The organism is Kosakonia sp. (genome assembly GCF_032052965.1).
In the GTDB taxonomy this organism is placed as follows: Bacteria; Pseudomonadota; Gammaproteobacteria; order Enterobacterales; family Enterobacteriaceae; genus Kosakonia.
Genome location: NZ_DAMBVN010000002.1, coordinates 56,223 through 72,370, shown reverse-complemented (window position 1 = coordinate 72,370; position 16,148 = coordinate 56,223). Strand labels below are relative to the sequence as shown.

General features: G+C 56.7%; 12 protein-coding genes. 5 read left to right on the top strand and 7 right to left on the bottom strand.

The features are described 5' to 3' along the window. Nucleotides 1–6: 6 nt before the first annotated feature. From RTX30_RS03675 to RTX30_RS03660, 4 genes are all read right to left on the bottom strand, one after another. Nucleotides 7–2,673: a virulence factor SrfC family protein gene (locus tag RTX30_RS03675; RefSeq protein WP_312686948.1), complete on the bottom strand. Its 2,667-nt coding sequence runs from the start codon at nucleotides 2,671–2,673 to the stop codon at nucleotides 7–9. Beyond that, a complete protein-coding gene (locus RTX30_RS03670) occupies nucleotides 2,673–5,675 on the bottom strand; it encodes a virulence factor SrfB (protein WP_312686946.1) in 3,003 nt (1,000 codons plus the stop codon). Before RTX30_RS03670 ends, RTX30_RS03675 begins: the two co-directional genes overlap by 1 nt. After that, entirely contained in the window at nucleotides 5,675–7,105 is a 1,431-nt protein-coding gene (locus tag RTX30_RS03665; RefSeq protein ID WP_409429795.1) for an SrfA family protein, read from the bottom strand. Before RTX30_RS03665 ends, RTX30_RS03670 begins: the two co-directional genes overlap by 1 nt. A gap of 262 nt (nucleotides 7,106–7,367) precedes the next feature. Next, the gene (locus RTX30_RS03660) at nucleotides 7,368–8,669 is read right to left on the bottom strand and encodes a VWA domain-containing protein (protein WP_312686945.1); all 1,302 of its coding nucleotides are present in this window, start codon (nucleotides 8,667–8,669) and stop codon (nucleotides 7,368–7,370) included. Between the two features lie 406 nt (nucleotides 8,670–9,075). On the opposite strand from RTX30_RS03660, the gene RTX30_RS03655 reads away from it, so the two are divergent. Genes RTX30_RS03655 through RTX30_RS03635 form a run of 5 tightly spaced genes read left to right on the top strand, consistent with a single transcriptional unit; the run spans nucleotide 9,076 to nucleotide 14,054 of the window. Then, nucleotides 9,076–9,948, top strand: a complete 873-nt coding sequence (locus RTX30_RS03655) for a carbohydrate ABC transporter permease (protein WP_409429794.1) — start codon at nucleotides 9,076–9,078, stop codon at nucleotides 9,946–9,948. After that, on the top strand, nucleotides 9,938–10,825 hold the full coding sequence (locus RTX30_RS03650) for a carbohydrate ABC transporter permease (RefSeq protein ID WP_312686944.1): 888 nt from the start codon (nucleotides 9,938–9,940) through the stop codon (nucleotides 10,823–10,825). Before RTX30_RS03655 ends, RTX30_RS03650 begins: the two co-directional genes overlap by 11 nt. Before the next feature lie 11 nt (nucleotides 10,826–10,836). Further along, nucleotides 10,837–11,661 (top strand): phosphodiesterase, encoded by an 825-nt coding sequence (locus RTX30_RS03645; RefSeq protein WP_312686943.1) that lies wholly within the window; start codon nucleotides 10,837–10,839, stop codon nucleotides 11,659–11,661. Nucleotides 11,662–11,665: 4 nt separating this feature from the next. Beyond that, complete coding sequence (locus RTX30_RS03640; protein ID WP_312686942.1) at nucleotides 11,666–12,739, top strand: ABC transporter ATP-binding protein; 1,074 nt, start codon at nucleotides 11,666–11,668, stop codon at nucleotides 12,737–12,739. Next, nucleotides 12,732–14,054, top strand: a complete 1,323-nt coding sequence (locus tag RTX30_RS03635) for an ABC transporter substrate-binding protein (protein WP_312686941.1) — start codon at nucleotides 12,732–12,734, stop codon at nucleotides 14,052–14,054. Before RTX30_RS03640 ends, RTX30_RS03635 begins: the two co-directional genes overlap by 8 nt. Nucleotides 14,055–14,094: 40 nt before the next feature. Here the strand turns inward: RTX30_RS03635 and RTX30_RS03630 are convergent, their stop codons facing one another. Genes RTX30_RS03630 through RTX30_RS03620 form a run of 3 tightly spaced genes read right to left on the bottom strand, consistent with a single transcriptional unit; the run spans nucleotide 14,095 to nucleotide 16,015 of the window. Then, nucleotides 14,095–14,547, bottom strand: coding sequence for a hypothetical protein (locus tag RTX30_RS03630; protein ID WP_312686939.1), 453 nt, complete (start codon nucleotides 14,545–14,547; stop codon nucleotides 14,095–14,097). 2 nt (nucleotides 14,548–14,549) lie between these two features. After that, nucleotides 14,550–14,960, bottom strand: coding sequence for a putative T6SS immunity periplasmic lipoprotein (locus tag RTX30_RS03625; RefSeq protein WP_312686937.1), 411 nt, complete (start codon nucleotides 14,958–14,960; stop codon nucleotides 14,550–14,552). 17 nt (nucleotides 14,961–14,977) lie between these two features. Then, complete coding sequence (locus tag RTX30_RS03620) at nucleotides 14,978–16,015, bottom strand: hypothetical protein (RefSeq protein WP_312686936.1); 1,038 nt, start codon at nucleotides 16,013–16,015, stop codon at nucleotides 14,978–14,980. Nucleotides 16,016–16,148 lie beyond the last annotated feature (133 nt).

Sequence of the window (16,148 nt, the reverse complement as noted above, 5' to 3'; positions counted from 1 at the left end):
AACGGCTTACTCCTGCCCGGTCTTAATAAGGTGAATAATCGCGCCCAGTTGTTCGTTCTGCGCCACGCTAATTTCACGCCCGGCGGAATGCCCGGCGTTCTCTTTGATCAGCTCTTCCAGGCCCACCAGCCAGTCGACAATAAAAATGACGCTGTAGTTAAGCTGCTGCGGCGTGAGGCGGGCGAGGCGATCATTTTCCGCCCACGCGACCGTGCTGCACTGCGTCGGACGCGAGAAAATCGGCTGCTCCGGGGCATTGGGTCGTGCTGGCCGTTTGGCTTCCGGCACGGCCTGGTAACCCAGCCAGGTGATAAAATCCCCCATCACATGCAGCACGCGCGAAACCTGACGATCCACCATCCGTTCACGGCGCACACCCGCCTGTTCGGTATTGGCCAGCGTCGACTCAAGCACGGTTTCCACCCGCAAACGCAGGATGCCGCTGATCAGTTCATCCACCAGCGACTCGATCACCGGGCGCGGTAACTTGATGTAGTTGAGCAGGGTGGGATCTTCAGGCAGGCTGCGCAAATGGTTAACCCAGTGCTGCAACGCCTGTCGGGCAAATGCCCGTTCGTGGCTGTGAGTGGTGGCAGCAGGCGCATCGCTGATAAAGGCATCTTCAACGCCAATATCAAACGGCGAGGAAGCCTGTTCCTCCTCAGGCGTGGTTTCGACTATCGTTTGCTGCATATAGAGTTCACGCAGCGCCTGACGTGAAGGCACCAGTTGCGCCAGCAGCTCGCCATGCATACCGCTGCGTTTTTTCAGCGTGCTGAGGATCTCATCTGCAATGCGCGCTTTTTTGGCGACTTCTTCTTCGCCATCCGGCTGATACCACTTACCCAGACCGCCGCCAGCCAGCTCGTCACGTATCTCTTCTAGCTGTTCGCCAATACGTTCCAGCTTCACTTCAGGGCGGGCAGCACGTCCAAGATAGTCGGCCATCCGACGCATACCGCCATCATTGAGGCTCATCATGGCGCGCCAGGCCTCTTCCGGCTGTGCGATATAACGGGCTATCGCCTCATCTTCCAGGAAGGTTTTGCGCATCAGTTCAAGTTGCGGCGTGCACTCTTCATCAAACGCGGCTTCATCCCCACCGCTTATACGAATAAACGGCGTTGGCTGGCGGGGTTTACGCACCAGGAAGGTGTTATTAAACGCCTGCCCAGGCTGCCACTCTTGCAGCCACTCGCAATGGCCGAAACGTTCGGTAATCGCCATTTTGATCATGCCGCCCAGCCCCCATGACTGGCGGAGCAGGGCTTCATCGAGGTTTAAATTCTGCGTGATACGAATATCAAACATGGTTAAGGCCCATACCAGGCCCGGCAAACGGCGGCTGCGCGCTGCTGCATCGTTCCCCTGAGTGTGTTTGATCCATTCACTCAGGACGCCGCTCACCTCTTTCACGTCGGACTGCTTATTCGACGCGGTACACACCACCAGCACGTTCATCTCCTGGTTATCGGTGTAGCGTTCGAACAGATAGGCCACTTTGCCGCGCAGGATCAGCTGCGCCAGCGGGTTATCACTGTCGCCAGGATCGGCCCGGCGGCTGTCGGCCATGGATTGAATGCTCATACGCCCGCGATAACCCGGAAAATCGAGTAAGTCGACCTCTTCAAACAGTTGCTCACGCGTGGCGGCCAGCAGAGGAATATTCAACTCAACGGTGAGCGCCGTCAGCTCGGCCAGCGAAATGCTCACCGCCGCGCCAGCCACCCCAGCCTGCACCGGACGCACGTCGACACGCTTATCCGTATCGCGGTTGAGACGCCCCAGCATGTCAACGTTCATGATGCTGTCTTTCTGCACCAGCACGCCGTTTTCTTCATGCACCAGCGTGCTGAGTGGCGCCCAGACCTCGCGTGCCCCGCCGAGGCTTTGCAATGTGCGCGCAAAGCGGATATAGGCTTCGGTCAGCTCACTGATTTGCCCCCACAATACTGAGAACAGCAGACCACGATCGTCCAGCGACAACCACGGTGCCAGCAAAACAGCCTGCGGCCAGTAGCGCAGGGCCAGATGCCCCTGGCTGCGCGCGGCATGGCGAGTGGTGTAATCCCACAGCGAAACCACATCATCTTCGCTAATGCCGGAAACGCGTTGTGGCAAACGGCGCTTGTTGAGCGTGCTGAGCAGTTCGGCGATCTGCCCTTCGCTGAATTGCCAGTTCAGTTTTTCCTGGTCGAAATCGTGAATAAACGCATTGGCGAGGATTTTCCCCATTTCGCATTCACTGAACAGTTGCAAGGTGACCGGCGACTGCGCATCACCGCCGCAAGGCTGGCGGCTAAAGCGCGTGACCAGCCCGGTGGCTTCTTTTCCGCCGCCGGGTGGGTTGATATGGCTGATAAAATCCAGTTGCTGCCCGCCAAGCTGCGTCTCCAGCTTGCCGTTTTCGCCCGCTGCAAGCGCAGATATCAGGTAGGATTTTCCGGCCTGCGACAACCCAAAGAAACCAATGGTCATTGGCCGGGCAGCGGCGTGTGCCAGACGACGCGCTTTGTTGCGGCTGCGGCGTAAGTTAAGGGTCAGATTGTCCGCTTCGGTGTTCAGGCGCGGCGCATCCTGGCGTACTGCAGCAATCCAGTCGATAGCCTGAGTGGCACCGGCTTCAACGCCCTGCCACCCTTGAATAATCTGTTCGGTTTTATTGGTGCTCATCAGCTTTTAATACTCCCGCTGTCCAGCCAGTAATGCGTTTCACCCAACCCATTGCCGACCAGCGTATTCAATTGGAATGTCACATCGCCGCGCCCGTAATTGCGCTGGGCATTCACCATTTCCAGCGATTCAAGTTTGAATTTTTCCGGGCTGACAGCAGGCTCGCCGCTACGCGCACGACCAGACTCCGCCATCAGGCGGATATGCATCACCGCATCGCCAGCCAGTTCGCTGGCCAGCGCGGGCTTAGTGATTTTCAGGGTATACAGTGCCGAGGCAGGCCAGCGTTCGTTGTCCAGTTGACGGAAGCCAATACGCAACTCGCCGCGCGCCTCCAGCACCTGCTCCTGGCTGAGCTGGAAACCGTCTTCATCCAGGTTGATATCGCGCCAGACCACGTTGCTGTCCTTGATGACGTTGTTACTGTCAAGAATGCCCATGTAGCGGATGGTCGAGTACGGTTTGAAATTCGCCGTGCGGAAATAGAAGTTATTAAGACGCGAATTTTCCGCCAGCAGGCACAGCATCGCGCCAACCACCGCCGTCGATTTCGGATCGTCAATGCGCCCTTTCTTATTGAACGGGTACCAGCCGCCGGTTTCATAACCGTGTAAAGGCAATACGCGTGAAGGGGGAACGGGCTGAAGCTGGCGGATCAGCGCCTGGATACCCGGCAGGCGTGACGGGCGGCCAGTCAGCAGCAGGACGTCGCAGTTGTAGTGCCACAGCACTTCGCACAGCGCGCGCAGGCTATGGCAAATGTTCATGCGTCCACTGCGCGGATCAATAAATTCGTTGTGTAAACGGGAAAGATCCACTTCCAGCGGCACATCCAGGATCGAGAACGGGACATCGCCAGCGGATTGCCCGGCGCGCACGACATCATTGATATAGTCCTGCACTTTTTGCGTCGGCACATTGTCGGCCAGCAAGGCGCGGAAGCTGTCGTTGAGCAGCTGACGCCCGGTATGCGGTTCATACTCTTCATAGCGATGCAGGATCGCCAGGGCCAGCGGCGCGAAGACTTGCAGTGTCAGTTGCTGGCGCAAGACCTGTTTACCGGCGTCGATCGCTTCACTGCCGAAAAGCTGCGACATCATCGATTCTGCCGACCCTTCACTGTGCCCGGCATTGATCATCGCGGCTTTCACCGCCGGTTGCAGGTAAAGCTGAATCACATCCAGCAGGATGTCGTCCCCCGCCACTTTAAAGCCTTCACGGAACAGCTGTTGCGGCTCAATACGCACGTTAACGCCTTTACCGTCGTCGAGCGTATAACGCGAAATAACCAGATCGGTGGTGCCGCCGCCAATATCAATAGAGGCCACTTTCAGGCTGCGTTTGTCGCCTTCGGACGGCTGGTTGTCCGGGCGTCGGGTTGCGGCGAAAAACTCGTCGGTACGGCCACCAAAACAGGTTTGCGTTTCGTTGTACAAATAGACCAGTTGCCCACAGGTGGCTTCATCCCATTTGACGTGGACGCCAGGGTGCGGATACTTCAGGGCGCTGTCGTCATCGCCGCTGTAGTCAATGTCTTCCCAACCCAGTGATTTCCACACCAGACGAATGGCGTCGCGCATGCTCTCTTCAAAGATTGAGCGCTCGGGTTTGGGCATGGCGGGCGGTACCGTCATGATGATGTTGCGAAGCCGCCGCGGCGTGCTGGCGTGGTTCATTTTCAAACGCTGTGCCGGGCTGTTGATCTGCATCAGCGCCTGGCTAAGCACCTCGGCCAGCATCATCGTCATCAGTGAGCTGCGGCTGTAAATCGGCGAGAACACGGGCATCCGCTCATCTTCAGACAGGCGGATCAACAACTTACCCTGATCGTTGAGCATGTAAAGCAGCGGCGCGGCGGTCGCCAACGGTTCACGTTCTGATTTGACAAATGCCTGGCTGAAACGCCAACCCGGCGAATAAGGTTGATCATCCCACAAGTAGCGTTTGGGGCTGGAGATCCCGGTGGATCCTTCCGTTCCCAGGCGGCGGGCCGCCATGCGAAACGCCTCTTCCCCCACGCGACCAATGGTTGGCCAGGTAAACGCATCGCTGCGCCCGCTTTTCAGCGAGAAATCCTGTTTGCCAAATTCCGCCTGCGCGAACTCAAGTCGGCTATCAAAAGGCTCGTTATAAACATTCTGCGGATGGCTGAGATCGCGTAACTGCAACTGATAAAGCTGCGATAACCCTTTGTTATCATCGCGATGTTCTTCAATCAGGATGCCGCAGCTGCGCGAGTTACCAATATCCAGCACCAGATCGACCGGAATGGCGGTATCGCGAATTTTGACATCGTTGACCTGCACTTCCGGCATCGTCATATAGTCGCTTAACGCACTCAGCAGGTTCAGGTAGTGCGCCTGGTGCTCTTTCAGCGCCAGTTTCTCTTCGTTATCTTCGTAATGCTGGCGCAGGCGCGACGTCGCCTGGGTGGTGTAAACATCGCGTAGCCACTCTTCAACCCACGGCAGTTCAAGGAAGGTTCCCATTTCATGATTGTGCCTCGCCAGCGCAAAGCCAGACCCGGCCCGGACGTCATCCTCGCCTGGCGCAAGGTATTGCGTGTGTTCACGATCGGGGAAGATTTTGGTATCAAAAATCAGGATTGCACGCCAGGTGTTCCCTTTCTCGTCTGGTTCGTCCAGCGCATGAAACTGCACGCGTGACCAGTTGGTCGGCCCCTGCGCAAAGGCGCGCGGTGGATTAAAACGGAAAAAGGGCAGCGGCAACCAGACGCCTTCGTACAGGCGCAGCGACTCTTCGATCGCCAGAGAATACTCCGCCTCGGCGTAGCGCGCGGCTTCATTATCGGGCGCGGGAATGCGGAACTTGTCTTCCCGTTCGTTATAAATTAAGCGCAATACTGCCGCATCACCGGGCTGACGGAGAAACTCGCCATACGCTTTGCGTGCGGGTAAAGAGAAGGCGAAATCAAGAAACTGGATCCCGCTGTCGCGAATGAGCTTTACTTGTTTTTTAAAATCAGTGGGTTCGGCCAGCATTAGTTACCTGCCTCCTGCTTCATCGAAATGGGGAAAAGGGTACTGGCGTCATAACGCCCTTTGCAGTCTGCAATGCTCTTCGCGCCTGGCGCGCACAGCACTTCCGGCATACGGTAGGCAGAACCGTCTGAGCACTGCGCCTCACCTGCGTTGTTCAGCACCAGTTGCCCGGCCTGAATGGCGGCATTCACCTCACCGCGACAGGAGACGCCGTCGCCGCGCGTCATCTGCACTTCGCCTTTGCCATCTTTAATCTGGTAGTTGAGACTCAGCGGCTTGCCGGTGCGCTGATCCTGGATGCCGGCGCCGGCATGCCAGCGCCCGTTGAGAAACGTCGTATTGCCTTGCGCAAGCGCTTCAGGAGGGAGCATGAGTGGCGTTTTTCCGCTGGCAGAGGGCGCATCGCCGGGCGTTGCAGGATCAACGGCGGGTGCCATTGCGGGATCAACGGGAGCGGCCTCTGGCGCAGTAGCGGGTTCGGTGGCGGCATCATCCGTTGTTGCCGGAAATGTCCCCTCTCCCTGGCCCCCCGTGCTGTCGTCAACAGTGGGCAGCGCGGCACCGGCACCGGCATCGGCATCAGCATCAGCATCAGCAGGTGCCCCATCAACAGCGGCCACGGGTGCATGAGCAACAGGCTCACCAGAAAGAGCAACACCGTTCTCCCCCGCCGGGTGCAGCGTGACGTTGTCTGTCTGATGTGCCGGGTCAGGTGTGATGTGTGCATCCGGCAGTGTCGGCAGCGACGGGCTGATACCGGGAATATGTACACCTGGCACACAGCTGCGTAAAAAGAACAACACCAGTAATAACAGCAGAAGTAACGGCAGCAGCCAGCGCAGCCAGCCAGGAATACGCCACCACCAGCCGCGCCGGATCGGTTGCGGAGCGACAGGCGTTGTCACGGGTTCAACAGCGGGTTGCGCGACGGCTGACGGGGCAGCAGAGACGGCCGGACGCAGGCAATCCAGTGGATCGAGACGGGCCTGGTGACGGGCATTGACGAATCCCCAGAAACTGATCACCGGCTTGCCGCCAACGAGCCAGACATGCTGGTTATCCGGAAACTGCAACGCTTTTTCGAGGAGTTGCCCGAACAGGCGCTGTTCTGGTTTATCGTGCTGACGTAATTCGTCACTGAATTTGCGCAGGGCGTGCTGGTTCATTTCCAGCTGGCTGAGCGCCGCCTGGCGCTCGCTCTCTGTCGCTGCTGACCACGGTACAACATCGCCCGCGAAGGGGGCATACCAGTCAATGCGATCGCCATGTTCGTTGATTTGGGGAATGGCAAGGGTATCGGCCACATCGGCATAACGGCGCAGGCGCAATGTTTCGCGCAGCTGCAGGGCAGACAAATGAACAGCCTGGCCGTTTTCACCCATCGACTGGTATTTGTCCAGCCTGTCACTACACAAAAACATTTCTTTCACGTTTGCATGCCCTTGCTAATTAATAACGAGTAAAGAGGTGCTTTATTTTTATCAAGAGCTGGTAGCTGCACGACCTGTGCGGCTATTTTCAGGGGATGTTTTTTTGCCAGACTCTCTCTCACTTCTTATCGGCACGCTGATATGAAGGTTTAGCCATAAATTAAATTTTTTACGACTCTGTCTTTCATAAAAAAAATCACCTAAGAAAGAGACTATCTCACCCTGAAACTATTTACAGGTTAACGAAAAAGCACCTCTGCAATTATTCGCAATGCTCCGGGATATACTCCTGCATTGCTTTATTCACCACTGCGCTAAAATCTTTGGCTGTATTGGCCGCATAAACCTTGCCGCCGGTGGCACTGGCGATACAATTTCCGGCTCCGGTGTTCATAATATCCACCACATTAATTTGCAGACGGGGTTTGCTGCGTTTTAGCTGCTGCGCGACGGCGCAAGGATCACCGCCGCAGGTTTCGTCCCCGTCGGTGATCAATAAAATTATCGCGTCGCGATTCACCCCATCCACGCGTTTGCCCGCCAGTTGCAGCGCCTTCGCCAGCGCGGTTTTGCCATCAGGCTGGATGCTGCTGATCTGCTTTTTCAGCGCCTCGCGCTGAGAAAATGAAAACGGGCTGGAGGATGTCACTCGCTGGCAGTCCGAGGCAACCACCAGACTGATACCCATATCTTTCGGCAATCTGTCGATGATTTGCCGGGCGGATGTGCGGGCCAGCGTGATACGTTGCGGCTCGCGGAAAATATCCCTGCTGCTGCGATCCTGCGCCCAGCGTTCAATCTCTTGCGGGGTCGCTTCCATGCTCACTTCCATGGAGCCAGTCGCATCAAGAACTATTACGACTTCAGGCGCTTGCGATTGCTTGCGCTGCGCCGGGCAGAGCGCTTTCACCGGCGCTGGCGGTGTCTCGGGTTTGGCTGGCGTCACCGGTGTGTCAGGTTTGACGGGCGCAACCGGCGTGACGGCGTCGGCAGGCGGTTTAACCGGCACGGCGCTTTCGACCGGGGGTTTGACCGGTTCAGCAACGTCACGGCAGCCGCGTAACAACAATAACGCCAGCAAAAGCAGAAGCGCCAGTAGCAGCAATAACCACGGCCACAGCAGACGTTTTGGCGGTACCACGGGCGCAGCAACCGGTGTCTGCGTTGCGGGCCACCAGGTGATCACCGGTTGACCGTCGATGACCCACACGGCTGAGGGATCTGGCTGCCTGGCGGCTATCGCCACAATGCCAAGGCTGTTCTCGTCGAGGGTGCCGGTCTGTAATAATTGCTGATGCAGCTGTGTAATGGCGGCCAGCTTCTGGCTTAAAAGCGTATTAACCCGCGCCTGTTCATTATCAGATAACGCCTGAAAGGGCGTCGGCTTTCCATTAATTTCGCTGTACCATTCGACAGCGCCATCGCTGGCAATAACAGGCTGGGCAAAAAGGGGCGGTGCGCCGGAAGGCAAATATTGCCGGAGTAAATCAGCCAGAAGGGGGTAATTATTTAATGTCTGCTGGATCTGTAAAGTTTGCTCAGTTGTTCGTGTAATTCTTATCATTCGAATAAACCGCAATCCGTGCAAAATCTTCACAGAAAAAGTGAAAACAAATAATCGAGCCTACGACATTATCGTCGCAAAAGATAAAATCAATACAGCCAGGCGAAAACTACTAAATATGGCGGGAATAAAATTGCCTGCGCGAAATAATCTGTAGAATATATCCTCATTTTTCTGTAATGCGATTTACCTTAAAGTCAGCGCCCGAAAAAAATAACCCTTCATGCTGAGAGCGACGGTTTTAACCTGTTTGCTTTCCGGTTTGCGGTAGCCAGACGGGCACGCGCCCAGCCCTACCACGATGAACACCTGTTCATTAAAAAGTCACCTTTACGCCATGCTTTTGCAGCATAACTTTCACAGACTCTCTGGCTTTCCAACCCCGTAAATTCGCGTTGCAAGGCTTATGAGAAAATACTGGCTTCCGTGGCTGATCCTGTCGCCGTCGCTGTTGTTCCTGGGGCTGTTCACCTGGTTTCCGCTGTTGCGCTCGGTGTACGACAGCCTGTTCGATACCCGCATGGCCAGCAACAATGCCCCCTATGTTGGGTTGGGTAATTTTGCCCGCCTGCTGGACGATGCCGTATTCTGGCAATCGTTAGGCAATAACCTTCTCTATATTCTGCTGACGGTGATCCCTGGCGTTACGCTGGCGCTACTGCTGGCCGTCGCGTTATGGGAAAACCACCGCATTAACCGCTGGCTGCGTACCGCCTTTTTCTTCCCGATGATCATCCCAATGGTCAGCGCCGCCGCACTGTGGCTGTTTATCTTTATGCCTGGCCTTGGCATGCTCGATCACTACCTGGCACAACTTTTCGGCCCGATGAATAACAACTGGCTCGGGCGCAGCAACAGCGCCCTGTTTGCGCTGGCGCTGATTGGCGTCTGGAAGTTTGCCGGTTACTACATGTTGTTCTTCCTGGCCGGGTTACAGAGTATTCCGGCGTCCACCCGCGAAGCGGCGGTGATGGAAGGAGCCACCGCCACCCAAGTGTTCTTCACTGTTACTTTGCCACTGCTGCGCCCGACCCTCAGCTTTGTAGTGACGACCGCGCTTATTTACTCCATTACCCAGATTGACCACGTCGCAGTGATGACACGCGGCGGGCCGGATAACGCCACCACCGTGTTGCTTTACTACATCCAGAATCTGGCGTGGGACACCCACGATCTGGGCAAAGCCTCGGCGGCCACCTTCCTGACGCTGGTAGGGTTGTTTGTCTTTTCGCTGGTGAACCTGAAACTGCTTGAAAGAGGAGCGCATTATGAGCGTTGAGATCACGCCTGCCATCAACCGTGCCTCCGCCGTGCCGCGCCCGTTGTGGCTGCGCCTGCGTCACGCGCGCCCCGTGACACTGGCCGTACTGATGGCATGCCTGGCCCTGCTGTGGGTCAGCCCGTTTATCTGGATGCTTTCGTCTGCTTTCAGCGCCACGACCTTTGGCGAAGGGATGGCGTCAATCCTGCCGCGCTTCCCGTTAACGCTGGATAACTTCCGCGATGCCTGGCAGAGCGCAAACTGGCTCAGCCTGTATGCCAATACGCTCATTTTCGCCTTCGGCACCTTCTTTGTGCAGTTGTTCACTATCACAACTGCAGGCTATGTCTTCGCCTGCCATGAATTTCGCGGCAAGCAAACGTTGTTCGTCCTGTTTCTGGTGCAACTGATGATCATGCCGGTAGTGATGATGATCCCTAACATGCTGACGCTTAAAACCTTCGGCCTGCTCAATACCCTGACGGGCGTGATGATGCCCTATTTCACCTCGGCATTTGGTGTGTTTCTGATGCGCCAGGCGTTTCTCGCCATCCCGAAAGAGATCGAAGAAGCCGCGCTTATGGAGGGTTGTCGCTGGTGGCAGGTGCTGTTCCGCGTGATGTTGCCCATGTCATGGCCGTCGGTACTGGCTTTTGCCACCGTCAGCATTACCTACCACTGGAACGAATATTTATGGCCGCTAATGATGCTCAACGATCCGGACAAACAAGTACTGACGGTTGGGCTGGTCTCTTTTGCGATGGGTGCCGAATCCGGCGGTCAGTGGGGGATGATCAGCGCCGGGACGCTGATGGTCTGCCTGCCGTTGATGGTCGCGTTTATCGCTTTCCAGAAGCAATTTCTCCGAAGCTTTGGCTTCTCCGGCATTAAATAAGGAGTTGAGTGATGTTTTTAGCGCAGATTTCCGATACCCATTTTCGCAGCCAGAATGAGAAGTTGTATGGCTTTATTGACGTCAACGCCGGGAATGCCGACGTGGTGTGCCAGCTTAACGCTCTGCGTGAGCGCCCGGATGCCGTGGTCGTCAGCGGCGATATTGTTAACTGCGGCCGTCCGGAGGAGTACCGCGTGGCGCGCCAGGTCCTGGGCAGTCTGGATTACCCACTGTTTGTGATACCGGGCAACCACGATGACAAAGCGCACTTTCTTGAATATCTGCACCCGCTCTGCCCGCAACTGGGCAACGATCCCCACAACATGCGTTATGCGATTGACGATTTTGCCACGCGCCTGCTGTTTATCGACTCCAGCCTGGCCGGTGAGTCTAAGGGCTGGCTGACCAGCGAGACGCTGAACTGGCTGGAGGCGCAGTTAATCGCGGGCGGCGACCAGCCCACCGCCGTGTTTATGCACCACCCGCCCCTGCCGCTGGGTAACGCGCAAATGGATCGTATCGCCTGCGAAAACGGCCATCAGTTGCTGGCGCTGGTCGACCGCTTCCCGGCGCTGACGCGTATTTTCTGCGGACATAACCATAGCCTGACCATGACACAGTATCGCCAGGCCACTATCGCCACTATCCCGGCAACGGTGCACCAGGTGCCGTACTGCCATGAAGATACCCGCCCGTACTACGACATGTCGCCGCCGTCATGCCTGATGCACCGCCAGGTGGGAGAACAGTGGGTCAGCTACCTGCATCCATTGTCGCACTATGCCGGGCCGTGGCTGTATAACGAGCGCGTCAGTTGCCCGGTGGAAGAGCGCTAATCCCATGTTAAGACTGCAAAACATCAGTAAACAGTTTGACGGAAAAGCTGCGCTCAGTGCCCTGTCGCTGGATATTCACGACGGGGAGTTCGTGGTGCTGGTTGGCCCCTCCGGCTGCGGTAAAAGTACTCTGCTGCGTCTGATTGCCGGGCTGGAGAACGTCAGCGAGGGCGCAATCTGGCTGGGCGAAGAAGAGATAACCTTCCGTTCCCCGCGCGATCGCAACTTTGCGATGATCTTCCAGAACTATGCCCTGTTTCCGCACCTGTCCGTGCGCGACAACATCACGTTCGGCATGAAGATCCGCAACGAGGAGAAAGCCAGCTGGCAGCCCCGAATGGCACGGGTTGCGCAGATGCTCCAGCTCGACACATTGCTGGATCGCAAACCGGCGAAACTGTCCGGCGGCCAGCGTCAGCGCGTGGCCATGGCGCGCGCCATTGTGCGAAATCCGTCGCTGTTTTTGATGGATGAGCCGCTCTCCAATCTGGATGCCCGCCTGCGCACCGAAGTGCGTGACAGCATTATGGCGATGCACCAGCAGCTCAAGACCAGCACCATTTACGTAACGCACGATCAGACCGAAGCAATGTCGATGGCTGACCGCATCGTAGTGATGAATGGCGGCCATGTGCAGCAGGTTGGCCGCCCGGAGTACCTGTATGCCCACCCGGCGAACCTCTTTGTTGCCGGGTTTATTGGCTCCCCGGCTATGAACCTGCTTTCGCTGCCATGTGATGAGGGCAACGTGCTGTTGGGCGAAAATCGCCTGCCGCTGCCTGCGCATGCACGCCACGAAAACACCGTCTGGCTGGGTATCCGTCCGGAACACATTACCGACTCGCCACACGCTGACCAGTTGGTGCTGCCCGCGACCGTCACCCAGCGCGAATTGATGGGGGCCGACTACCAGCTTCACCTCAGCACGCCCGTCGGCCCCCTGCGTTATATCCGCCGCCACCGGGGCGATGTTCCCAACAAAGGGGACACTCTCAGTGTCGGTTTTTCACCCCTTGATTGCCACCTTTTTAGCGTGCAAACGCGCCTTAACTTACTCCAGGAGAAAGACCATGCCTAAGCCTCTGACAAAGACGTTGCGAGTGCTTACTTACAGCATCACCCTTGCGATAAGCGGTACAGCGCTGGCGCAGGAGAAAATCGATTTTATGTTTCCCGCGCCGGTGGACGGCAAACTGACCATGGAGATGACGCGCGTTATTAAGGCGTTTAACGACTCGCAAAAAGAGGTGGAGGTGCGCGGGATTTTTACCGGCAATTACGATACCACCAAGATGAAAGCGGAGTCCGCACAGAAAGCAGGCCAGCCGCCTGCACTGGTGATCATGTCGGCCAACTTCACCACCGATCTGGCGTTAAAAGATGAAATCCTGCCGATGGATGAGCTGTTTAAATATGGCGACAAAAAAGCGGGAGATTTCCTGCAAAACGATTTCTGGCCAGCAATGCACAAAAATGCGCAGGTGATGGGCGTAACCTACGCCATTCCATTCCATAACTCCACGCCTATTCTGTACTACAACAAAACCCTGTTCGATCAGGCGGGCATTAAACAGCCACCGCAGAACTGGAAAGAACTGCTTGAGGACGCAAAAAAACTGACCGACCAGAGCAAAGGACAGTGGGGCATTATGCTGCCTTCCACTAACGACGATTACGGCGGCTGGATCTTCTCTTCACTGGTGCGCGCCAACGGTGGCAACTACTTCAACGAGAACTACCCTGGCGAAGTCTATTACAACGCGCCCACTACCATCGGCGCACTGCGTTTCTGGCAGGACATGATCTACAAAGATAAAGTGATGCCCTCCGGCGTACTGAACTCCAAACAGATCAGCGCCGCGTTCTTCTCCGGCAAGTTGGGGATGGCAATGCTGAGTACGGGCGCGCTCGGGTTTATGCGTGAAAACACCAAAGATTTTGAGCTGGGCGTGGCGATGATGCCCGCCCAGGCGCAGCGCGCCGTGCCGATTGGCGGAGCCAGTCTGGTGAGCTTTAAGGGCATTTCCGATGCGCAGAAAAAAGCAGCGTATCAGTTTTTGACCTACCTCGTCAGCCCGGACGTCAACGGATCGTGGAGCCGCTTTACCGGTTACTTCTCGCCACGCAAAGCCGCCTACGATACGCCGGAGATGAAGGCCTATCTGCAGCAGGATCCACGCGCTGCCATCGCACTGGAGCAATTGCAATATGCGCACCCGTGGTATTCGACCTGGGAAACGGTAGCGGTACGTAAAGCGATGGAAAACCAGTTAGCCGCAGTGGTGAATGACGAGAAAGTCAGCCCGCAAGCCGCCGCCGAAGCCGCGCAGAAAGAAGCCGATACGCTGATGAAGCCGTACGTCGAAAAAACGGCGCTGCAGTCCGTGAAATAACCCCTTCTGCCCCGCAGGGATGCGGGAATTCAGTAAGCGCTTACCAACTCAGCGTTTGTGTGAGGGTGATCTGCTTGTTTTGCACATCCTCGGAAATCGCAAACATATCAGATTGCGGCACGTCAGGTTTGCTCCATCTTTCCCCGTCCCACGCCGGGCGCGTGTCCTGCTGGTAGCCCATGCTGCGCAAATAGTCGCGTAGCGCCCCGGCATTGCTGGCATGCTCAAAGATGATGCTATTAGAGGACGGGTAGCCATCGCCATTGTGGAATTCGAAGTGATACGTCGGACTGATGCGCGGAGCCTGTGCAATGGCGTCCTGGGTTAAGGTGTGGTAATCCCAGAGATTGCGCTCGCTGTACACGGTCGTTTCGCCCACGCCCGACAGCATCAACCAGAGGAAAAAGAACAGCACTAACCCCAGCGCAACAATAAACAGCGCCACCCACTTCAGGCTACGCAACACAACGCAGAAAACCGGATTGCCCGTCATGGTTACTCCTCCCATCCGTTGGCGATGTGCAACACGCCTTTGTCGTCATACGAAGTGGTAAAGACCGCGCTGACAAACCGGTAAGGCACTTGCGGGTTACTCACACCGTAGTGCAGCGCATACGCCTGGGCGGGGCGCAGATCCTGGCCGTAGGTTCGCAGGCAATGCCCGGCAGCCGGATGAAAATCCCCATCGCCAGGTTCCGCATAAAACGCCTTACCTGACTGGTCATGAAACTCAAGGTGATCAATAAGATCGCCGGGCTGCACCGGATAGACAATGCATACGGCGTTCTCTTTCACTCCTACCAGTGCCGACTCGCGGTCAGGCAACCGATCGCCCGGGCCAGGGCACCCCGTCAACATCAGCACCGCCAGCAGCACCATGCTTTTCTCTTTAACGACGCTTTTCATGGCAGCCCCCGGCATGCTCATGCCTCCCGCGCCAGAATGTTTGCTAAATACGACACCAGCTGATGGCGTTGCAAATAGGCGGTTACCTCGTGTTCCCACGCCCTGCCATCACCCAGCACGGCACGACTGTGGGTGCGCGCATAGAGATAACGGGTATCGTACAGGTTCAGCAGTGACTGGTTCATCGCATCAATGTTGGCGCCGGTTTTTTTACACTTTTCCTGCTGAATGGCCAGCGAGTGCAAAACACGTTGTCGCGTCTCTTCCGTGGGAGTGTAGTTCTGCTCGCTTAACTCGCTGAGCACCAAAAACTGCGGCTGGATGCCTTCCGCCAGCGCTGCCTGTAAACGGTCATGCCCGTCGAGGATAACAAACGAGGCCAGCCCGGCAATAAACCACACCAGAACCGGCGGCAGGGCGCCTTCACGACACTTTTTGCGCCACCATTTTACGCGCCCACTGCTGGCCTCAACCGGATAACGGGCAAGCAGCAAATGGCCGCCCCACCACCAGTCGACAAAAGTGACTTTTTCCGGGTTTTGCAGGTCGGGAAAGTCCTCGCTGTACAGCGCCCAGTTAACGCCAATCTGCGCGCTACTGGCCGGGCTGTGAAAACGCCACTGCGTAAACGGCAAGGGTTGGTTCATGACATAGGGCGCGGTCGGTTTGACCTGCTCCATCGGGCGCAGTAGCCAGCGTCCCGGCGGTAACAGCGGGGTCGGAGCCTCCATTAATGCGCGGGCAAAATAGCGGCACCAGTGGCGTGGCCTGTCGGCCTGGCTATTTTGCAGGGCATTTTCGACATCCGCAGAGGTAATGGCCGGTATCAACAGCTGTTGGGCGGGATGCTCTGCGTTGAAAATGAGCCAGACACCCGAGTGGTCCTGCAGCATGGTGGCCCAGAATAACGTCTCGCCGTTCACCTGCAATGCCATCCGCCCGTTGTGCCCACTTTGCATCTCCATCGCCTGACCATCGCCGCTGCGTACCTTCAGCTCCAGCCCCTGCCAGCTCTCATTACGATCGAGAAGATCCTTCCACCAGTACTCTGTCATAGCGTTCTCCTTGCGATGCCCCGGAAAGTGTACGGCAACCTGCCTCACCAGATAACCATGATTAAAAAGTGGCTATTTGACCAGGCAGACACTTCATGGCGCGCGACGGCGGTATATTTATTAACCAACTCAC

Excerpts from the sequence above, each read along its gene's own strand:
- RTX30_RS03675 (WP_312686948.1), bottom strand. The coding sequence starts at position 2,673 with ATGAGCACCAATAAAACCGAACAGATTATTCAAGGGTGGCAGGGCGTT.
- RTX30_RS03670 (WP_312686946.1), bottom strand. The coding sequence starts at position 5,675 with ATGCTGGCCGAACCCACTGATTTTAAAAAACAAGTAAAGCTCATTCGC.
- RTX30_RS03660 (WP_312686945.1), bottom strand. The coding sequence starts at position 8,669 with ATGATAAGAATTACACGAACAACTGAGCAAACTTTACAGATCCAGCAG.
- RTX30_RS03655 (WP_409429794.1), top strand. The coding sequence starts at position 9,076 with ATGAGAAAATACTGGCTTCCGTGGCTGATCCTGTCGCCGTCGCTGTTG.
- RTX30_RS03650 (WP_312686944.1), top strand. The coding sequence starts at position 9,938 with ATGAGCGTTGAGATCACGCCTGCCATCAACCGTGCCTCCGCCGTGCCG.
- RTX30_RS03645 (WP_312686943.1), top strand. The coding sequence starts at position 10,837 with ATGTTTTTAGCGCAGATTTCCGATACCCATTTTCGCAGCCAGAATGAG.
- RTX30_RS03640 (WP_312686942.1), top strand. The coding sequence starts at position 11,666 with ATGTTAAGACTGCAAAACATCAGTAAACAGTTTGACGGAAAAGCTGCG.
- RTX30_RS03635 (WP_312686941.1), top strand. The coding sequence starts at position 12,732 with ATGCCTAAGCCTCTGACAAAGACGTTGCGAGTGCTTACTTACAGCATC.
- RTX30_RS03630 (WP_312686939.1), bottom strand. The coding sequence starts at position 14,547 with ATGACGGGCAATCCGGTTTTCTGCGTTGTGTTGCGTAGCCTGAAGTGG.
- RTX30_RS03625 (WP_312686937.1), bottom strand. The coding sequence starts at position 14,960 with ATGAAAAGCGTCGTTAAAGAGAAAAGCATGGTGCTGCTGGCGGTGCTG.
- RTX30_RS03620 (WP_312686936.1), bottom strand. The coding sequence starts at position 16,015 with ATGACAGAGTACTGGTGGAAGGATCTTCTCGATCGTAATGAGAGCTGG.